Origin of the sequence: Tepidimonas sediminis (assembly GCF_007556605.1) — a bacterium.
In the GTDB taxonomy this organism is placed as follows: Bacteria; Pseudomonadota; Gammaproteobacteria; order Burkholderiales; family Burkholderiaceae_C; genus Tepidimonas; species Tepidimonas sediminis.
This window is the reverse complement of record NZ_VJND01000011.1, coordinates 81609-88899: the sequence shown is the minus strand read 5'-3', so window position 1 is coordinate 88899 and position 7291 is coordinate 81609. Positions and strand designations below refer to the sequence as shown.

The 7291-nt window shown below is 72.3% G+C and carries 8 protein-coding genes; 1 reads left to right on the top strand and 7 read right to left on the bottom strand.

What is annotated here, in order from left to right; genetic code table 11:
• From ligA to Tsedi_RS09415, 5 genes are all read right to left on the bottom strand, one after another.
• Positions 1 to 464, bottom strand: a 464-nt coding sequence (ligA, locus tag Tsedi_RS09435; protein WP_143895965.1) for a protocatechuate 4,5-dioxygenase subunit alpha, incomplete at its 3' end; no start/stop codon positions are given.
• 4 nt (positions 465 to 468) lie between these two features.
• Entirely contained in the window at positions 469 to 1422 is a 954-nt protein-coding gene (locus tag Tsedi_RS09430; protein WP_143895963.1) for an amidohydrolase family protein, read from the bottom strand.
• 13 nt (positions 1423 to 1435) lie between these two features.
• Positions 1436 to 2122, bottom strand: a complete 687-nt coding sequence (gene ligK, locus Tsedi_RS09425) for a 4-carboxy-4-hydroxy-2-oxoadipate aldolase/oxaloacetate decarboxylase (protein ID WP_143895961.1) — start codon at positions 2120 to 2122, stop codon at positions 1436 to 1438.
• Positions 2123 to 2160: 38 nt separating this feature from the next.
• Entirely contained in the window at positions 2161 to 3189 is a 1029-nt protein-coding gene (locus tag Tsedi_RS09420; protein ID WP_143895980.1) for an amidohydrolase family protein, read from the bottom strand.
• A gap of 46 nt (positions 3190 to 3235) precedes the next feature.
• Positions 3236 to 3988 (bottom strand): substrate-binding domain-containing protein, encoded by a 753-nt coding sequence (locus tag Tsedi_RS09415; RefSeq protein ID WP_246099248.1) that lies wholly within the window; start codon positions 3986 to 3988, stop codon positions 3236 to 3238.
• A gap of 118 nt (positions 3989 to 4106) precedes the next feature.
• On the opposite strand from Tsedi_RS09415, the gene Tsedi_RS09410 reads away from it, so the two are divergent.
• Positions 4107 to 5066 carry a LysR substrate-binding domain-containing protein gene (locus tag Tsedi_RS09410; RefSeq protein WP_143895959.1) on the top strand — a complete coding sequence of 320 codons (960 nt, stop codon included), beginning with the start codon at positions 4107 to 4109 and terminating at the stop codon, positions 5064 to 5066.
• On the opposite strand, the gene Tsedi_RS09405 is transcribed toward Tsedi_RS09410, so the two are convergent.
• Together Tsedi_RS09405 and Tsedi_RS09400 are read right to left on the bottom strand one after the other, a co-directional pair.
• The gene (locus Tsedi_RS09405) at positions 4975 to 5940 is read right to left on the bottom strand and encodes an NAD(P)-dependent oxidoreductase (RefSeq protein WP_143895957.1); all 966 of its coding nucleotides are present in this window, start codon (positions 5938 to 5940) and stop codon (positions 4975 to 4977) included. The two genes, Tsedi_RS09410 and Tsedi_RS09405, sit on opposite strands and share 92 nt — an antisense overlap.
• A 28-nt stretch (positions 5941 to 5968) precedes the next feature.
• Positions 5969 to 7291 carry a TRAP transporter large permease gene (locus tag Tsedi_RS09400; protein ID WP_143895955.1) on the bottom strand — a complete coding sequence of 441 codons (1323 nt, stop codon included), beginning with the start codon at positions 7289 to 7291 and terminating at the stop codon, positions 5969 to 5971.

Here is a 7291-nt window from a genome sequence, read left to right as displayed (position 1 = left end):
TGAACACCCTGATCGGTCGCCGGGTCGCCAAGGCGGCCGCTGCCGTGGCCCTGCGGCTGGCGGTGCGGCTGGGCGTCGCCGTCCTCGCCGAGGTAGCGGTTGCCGTCGATGCGCCGTCCGCCGGCCAGCATCATCGCGCGGTACTCCTCCTCGGTCATGCCGGTCATCGAGCCGGCCATCTGCTGGAAGCTCTTGCCGTGGGTGGCGCCGAGCTTGGCGAGGAAGTAGATGTTGCCGCCGAGCTGGATGCAGCGGTTGAGGTCGCCGTCCAGCACGGCCTGCTTCTGCTCCTCGGTCATCGGCCACTCGTCGAGGTAGGCGCGCCGGTCGGCCAGGTAGCGCGCGCGGTTCTGCGGCTTCATCAGGCTCATGCAGAACTGGTTGAGCCAGTAGCCCTTGCGGCTCTGGTCGGCGTCGAAGATGACGGTGCCGGGGATGTCGGCGTAGGGTTTGTGCAGGGCCATCGCGTCAGGCTCCTTTCCACTCGTCGGGCCAGTACAGGCGCATCGGGTTGTCCACCAGCAGCCGGCGCAGGTGCGCCTCGTCCGGGACGATGTGCGCCAGCCAGTCCACCAGCAGCCCGTCGTCGGGCATGTGGTCCTTCAGGTTGGGGTGCGGCCAGTCGGTGCCCCACAGCACGCGGTCGGGGAAAGCCTCCACGAGCCGGCGCGCGAACGGGATGACGTCGGCGTACGGCGGCCGGTCCGGCCCGCAACGGCCCGGCAGCGCCGGCGGCCCCGAGACGGACAGCCGCTCCGGGCAGCTGACCTTGGTCCAGACGTTGGGGTGCTCGCGCAGCAGGCGCACGAACAGCCCGAACTGCGGCCCGTCCACCGGCTGCGTCACGTCCGGGCGGCCCATGTGGTCCACCACCACGGTGGTGGGCAGCGCGGTGAAGAAGTCCCACAGCTCGGGCAGGTCCGGCGCCTCGAAGTAGACGACGACGTGCCAGCCCAGCGGCGCGATGCGCTGCGCGATCGCGAGCAGCTCGTCCTTCGGCGTGAAGTCCACCAGCCGCTTGACGAAGTTGAAGCGCACGCCGCGGATGCCGGCCGCGTGCAGCCGCTCCAGCTCGGCGTCGGCGACGTCGCGCCGCACCGTGGCCACGCCGCGCGCGCGTCCGCCGCTGGCCAGGCACGCATCCACCAGCGCGCGGTTGTCGGCGCCGTGGCAGGTGGCCTGCACGATGACGTTGCGCGCAAAGCCCAGGTGGTCGCGCAGCGCAAACAGGTCGTCCTTGCCCGCGTCGCAGGGGGTGTACTTGCGTTCGGGCGCGTATGGAAAGCGCTCGCCGGGACCGAAGACGTGGCAGTGCGCGTCCACCGCGCCATCCGGCAGCCGCAGGCGCGGCCGGCTCGGGCCGTCGTACCAGTCGAGCCAGCCGGGGGTCTTGGCGAAGCCGCCGGTGGTGGGTCGGTTCACGAGGCCCTCCCGTTCAGTCGATGTAGCGCAGGCCGGCCTTGGCCAGCGCCGGGCGCATGTCGTACATGTCCAGCCCCAGCACGCCCGCGGCGAGCCTGGCGCGCTTGTCGGCCTCGGCGGCCTCGCGCCGGCGTGCCGCCTCCAGCGTCGCGGCGGCCTTGTCGCGCGGCACCACGACCACCCCATCGTCGTCGGCGACGATGACGTCGCCCGGGTGCACCAGCGCGCCGGCGCACACCACCGGGATGTTGACCGAACCCAGCGTCGCCTTGATCGTGCCCTTGGCGCTGATGCACTTGCTCCAGACCGGAAAGCGCATCTCGGTGAGCGTGCGCACGTCGCGCACGCCGGCATCGATCACCAGCGCGCGCGCCCCGCGCGCCTGAAAGCTGGTGGCCAACAGGTCGCCGAAGTAGCCGTCGCAGCACTCGGCGGTGAGCGCCGCGACGACCACGTCGCCGGGCTGGATCTGTTCGGCCACCACGTGCATCATCCAGTTGTCGCCGGGGTGCAGCAGCACCGTGACCGCCGTGCCGCCGACCTGCGCGCCGGCCCAGATCGGGCGCATGTAGGGCTTCATGAGGCCGACGCGGCCCATGGCCTCGTGCACGGTGGCGCTGCCGAAGGCGGCCAGCGCGTCGGCGACCTCGCGGTCGGCGCGCACGACGTTGCGGTAGACGACGCCGAGTTCGTAGTGCATGGTGGGGACTCCTGCGGGATCGGTTGGCGCGCGCCGCCTCAGAGGCCGCGCGCCTTGAGCCTGGCGTCCAGCCGCGGAAAGACGCGGCGGGCGTTGGTCTCGAACACCTTGCGCCGCGCGGCCTCGTCCAGGTGTGGCGTGGCCAGCACGTAGCGCCTGGTGTCGTCGTAGTGGTGGCCGGTCTCGGGGTCGATGCCGCGCACGGCGCCGATCATCTCGCTGGCGAACAGGATGTTGTCCACCGGCACCACGCGCGTCAGCAGGTCGATGCCCGGCTGGTGGTAGACGCAGGTGTCGAAGAACACGTTGCCGAGCAGGTGCTGCTGCAGCGGGGGTTTTTTCAGCTCCTGCGCCAGCCCCCGGTAGCGGCCCCAGTGATAAGGCGCCGCACCGCCGCCGTGCGGGATGATGAAGCGCAGCGTCGGGAAGTCCTTGAACAGGTCACCCTGGATCAGCTGCATGAACGCCGTCGTGTCGGCGTTGATGTAGTGCGCCCCGGTGGTGTGGAAGCACGCGTTGCACGAGGTGCTGACGTGGATCATCGCCGGGATGTCGTACTCGACCATCACCTCGTAGATCGGGTACCACCAGCGGTCGGTCAGCGGCGGCTCGCGCCAGTGGCCGCCGGAGGGGTCGGGGTTGAGGTTCACGCCGACGAAGCCATACTGCTCGACGCACTTGCGCAGCTCCGGGATGCAGGTGCGCGGATCGACGCCTGGCGACTGCGGCAGCATCGCCGCGCCGACGAAGTGCTCGGGGAACAGCTGGGTGACGCGGTAGACCAGCTCGTTGCAGATCGCCGCCCAGGTGGCCGAGGTGTTGAAGTCGCCGATGTGGTGCGCCATGAAGCTGGCGCGGGGACTGAAGACGGTGAGGTCGCCGCCGCGCTCGCGCATCCTGGCGAGCTGGTTGGTCTCGATCGACTCGCGGATCTCGTCGTCGCCGATGCGCAGCTCGCTCGGGCGGGGCGCACGGGCCGGATCGCCCAGCGCGGCGATCTGGCGGTTGCGCCACGTTTCCAGCGCCTTGGGCGCGGTGGTGTAGTGGCCGTGGACGTCGATGACCAGGGGTGGACGCATTGGGGATGCCCTCGTGACGGATGGAACAAGCGGCTCAGGCCGGCGGCGCGGCATCGGACGGGCGCGGGGCGAGCCGTGCCGGCTCCATGCCCTCGCGCCGCTTGGCCTCGTCGGCGGCTGGCGCGGCCATGAAGGCCAGCAGCGCGCGCGCCGCCGCAGCGCGGGCGCTGCCGGCGCCGATGGCGCTGCTGAAGGTGGTGACGATGGCGATCTCGGGCGGCAGCGTGCCCACCACCTGCACGCCCGGCTCGTGGATCAGCTCACTGAGCTGCTGAAAGCCCAGGTCGATCTCGCCGGCGGCCAGCAGGCGCGCCACCGGCACGCCGGGCGGCGGGACCACGAGCCGCTCGCGCACGTGCGCCCCCAGCCCCCACTGCTCGAACAACGCCTGCAGCGCACGCCCGCTCGGACCGGTGGAGACGCCCAGGCGCCGCGCCGCCAGCACCGCGGCGCGCACCGCCGCGGCGCTGCCGAGCGCCGGCCGCGGCGCGCCGGCCGGCACCGCCACCGCCACCGGCGAGCGCACCAGATCGACGCGTGAGCCGGCCAGCACGTGCCCACCCTGCAGCAGCCGCTCGATCGCATCGGCCGCCAGGATGACGACGTCGCACGGCTCGCCGGCGGCGACCCGCCGCTCGGCCTCGACGCCGCCGACCGACTCGATCGCCACCGGCGCCCCTCCCGCGTCGTGCCATGCCCGCACCAGCTCGGCGAGCACGCGCCGCGTCGCCATCGATGAGAGGCCGCGCAGCGGAGCGCTCGGGTTGCAGGGCATGGCGGAGGTCATGGCAGCGTGGACGGTTGGCGGATCGTCGGCATTGTGCCGCGCCCCAGCCGTCACGTTCGCGCATGACGTGGCTAGCTGCTATGGCACTTTGGCATGGCATGGCGTTAGACTCGTCGCCATGGACCTCAAGCAGCTGGAGTACTTCGTGCGCGTGGCGGAGCTGGGCAGCTTCACGCGCGCCTCCCACGCCCTGGGCGTGGTGCAGCCGGCGCTGAGCCGCCAGATCCGCGCGCTGGAGGTGGAGCTGCGCCAGCACCTGCTGCTGCGCAACGGCCGCGGCGCGGTGCCGACCGAGGCCGGCAAGGTGCTGCTGGCGCACGCACGCGGCATCCTGCATCAGGTGGCGCGTGCACGCGAGGAGCTGGGCCGGGTGCGCGGGGCACTGGCCGGACGCGTCGCGATCGGGCTGCCGCCCAGCCTGGCGCGCACGCTGGCGGTGCCGCTGACACGCGCCTTCCGCCGCGCACTGCCCGAGGCGACGCTGTCGATCGGCGAAGGGCTGACGGTGGCGATGCTGGAGGCGCTGGTGCAGGGCCACCTGGACCTGGTGCTGGCCTACAACCCGCCGGCGCTGGCCGACGTCACGTTCGAGCCGCTGTTCGACGAGGCGCTGGTGCTGGTGCAGCGGCGCACGCCGGGGCTGGCGGAAGATCCGCCGCTGCCGCTGACGCTGCGTGAGGTGGCGGCGCTGCCGCTGGTCATCCCGAGCCGGCCCAACGCGCTGCGCGTGCAGGTGGACGCGGCGATGGCGGCGCTGGGCTGCAAGCCGCGCATCGAGCTGGAGATCGACGGCGTGGCGGCGATCCTGGAACTGGTGGCCGACGGCGTGGGCGCGGCGATCCTGTCGCCGCATGCGGTGGCCGCCAGCCCTCACGCCGCGACGCTGGCGGCACGGCCGATCGTGGAGCCGGCGCTGCATGCCCACGTGGCGCTGGCCACCTGCGACCGCCGCCCGGCGACGCTGACGCAGCAGGCCGCCGCCGACGTCATCCGCCAGCTGTGCCGTCAGCGCTTCGGCGCGCCGCCAGCAGCGCGTCCGCCCACGCCCGCCATGGCGCCCGCGGCTCCACCGCGCTGAAGACCCCGGCCGCGCGCGCGTCGGCCACTTCGTCGTCCTTGCGCGCGATCGCCTCGGCCAGCAGCGGCGCCAGGCCCGCCTCGCGCACCGTGCGCGCCACCTCGCGCATCTCCTCGGCACGCCGCCGCCCGTGCTGCGCCACGCGCTGGAAGAAGTAGCCGCCCTGCCCCTCCCAGTCGACGCCGGGGAAGGTTTCCCGCAGCGTGGCCAGCATCGCGTCCTCCACGCCGTAGTGGCGCGCCGCGGTGTAGCTCTCGATGACCAGCGCCTCCAGCCCCTTGATCATGATGCTGCGGCACATCTTGGTGGCGCTGGCCACGCCGAGCCGGACGCTGGCCAGCTCCACCTGCATGCCCCAGGCGCGCAGCGCCGGCAGCAACGCGCCGGCGTGCGGCCCGCCCACCAGCATCGGCACGCGGATGCCGTACGGCGGCACCGAGGTCATCACCGCCGCCTCGACGTAGCGGCCGCCGGCGGCCTCGATGATGGCGGCGGCCTCCTGCTTGGCCGCCGGCGACGCGGAGTTGAGGTCCAGCCACCAGGTGCCGGGGCGCAGGTGGGCGGCAGCCTGCCGCGCCGCCGGCACCGCGTTGGCGGCCGTGACGGCGCAGATGATCAGGTCGGCATGGGCGCACAGGGCCGCCACGTCGGCGCACGCCTCGGCGCCGGCCTCGCGGGCCCGCGCGCGCACCTCGGCCTGTTCCGGATGGCCAGGGGCGAGCTTGACGTCCCAGCCGCCGAGCCAGGCCAGCCCGTGCCGGGCCAGGGCGCGCGCGAAGATCGTGCCAACCTCGCCGAGCCCGAGCAGTCCGACGCGCTGCACGCTGCCGGGCGCCCCGTCGTCCGCCCCGCACCTCGCAGCCGTTGCCTTCATGGTCCGCCCCTCCTCGCTTGCGCCGGCATCAGGAGGTCAGCCGCAGCGCCAGCAGCGTGATGGCCGGAAACGCCGCCAGGATCGCCGTGCGCGCCAGGTCGCTGAGCACGAACGGCAGCACCCCGCGGTAGGTCTGCACGATCGGCACGCCGCGCGCCAGGTTGTTGATGACGAACAGGTTCATGCCCACCGGCGGCGTGATCAGGCCGACCTCGACGACGATCAGCACCAGGATGCCGAACCAGATCGCCGTTTCCTCGGGCGACAGGCCGAAATCCAGCCCCATGATCATCGGGAAGAAGATCGGGATGGTCAGCAGGATCATCGACAGCGAGTCCATCACGCAGCCCAGCAGCAGGTAGATCACCAGGATGATGGCCAGCACCAGCCATGGGCTCAACCCCAGCCCGATGACCCACTGCGCCAGCTCCTGGGGCAGCTGCGACAGCGCCAGGAACGTGTTGTACAGACCCGCCCCCAGCACGATCATGAAAATCATGCCGGTGGCCACCGCGGTGCCGAAGACGGCCTCGCGCAGCGTCTTGAGGTTGAGCCCGCCGCCCAGCCACGCCGCCAGCCCCGTGCCGAATGCGCCCACCGCGGCCCCTTCGGTCGGCGTGAAGACGCCGCTGTAGATGCCGCCCACCACCGCCAGGAAGATCACGATCACCGGCCAGGTGCTGGCCAGCGCCTTCCAGCGCTGCCCCCACGGCGCCGGCTCCATGCGCCCGGCGCTCTCGGGCCTGAGGCGCACGACGATCGAGATCACGATCACGTAGCCGACCGCCGCCAGGATCCCGGGAATGAAGGCGGCCAGGAACAGCTTGGCGATGTTCTGCTCGGTCAGGATGGCGTAGATCACCAGCACCACCGACGGGGGAATCAGGATGCCCAGCGTGCCTCCGGCCGCCAGGCAGGCGGTGGCCAGGCCGCCGGCGTAGCCGGCGCGGCGCAATTCCGGCAGCGCCACCTGCCCCATCGTGGCGGCGGTGGCCAGCGAGGAGCCGCAGATGGCACCAAAGCCCGCGCAGGCGCCCACCGCCGCCATCGCCACCCCGCCGCGCCAGTGGCCGATCCAGGTCTCGGCGGCCTTGAACAGCGAGCGCGACAGCCCACCCAGCGCGGCAAACTGCCCCATCAGCAGGAACAGCGGCACCACCGACAGGTTGTAGTTGGCGAAGGTCGTGTAGGTGGCGTGCTTGAGCTGGTTGAGCAGCGGCAGCGGCGTGCCGTAGATCAGGTAGGCGCCACCCAGTCCGCACAGGGCCATCGCCAGCCCGATCGGCACGCGGACGAAGATCAGCCCCAGCAGGACCGGGAACGACCAGGCGGCCAGTTCGATGTTGCTCAT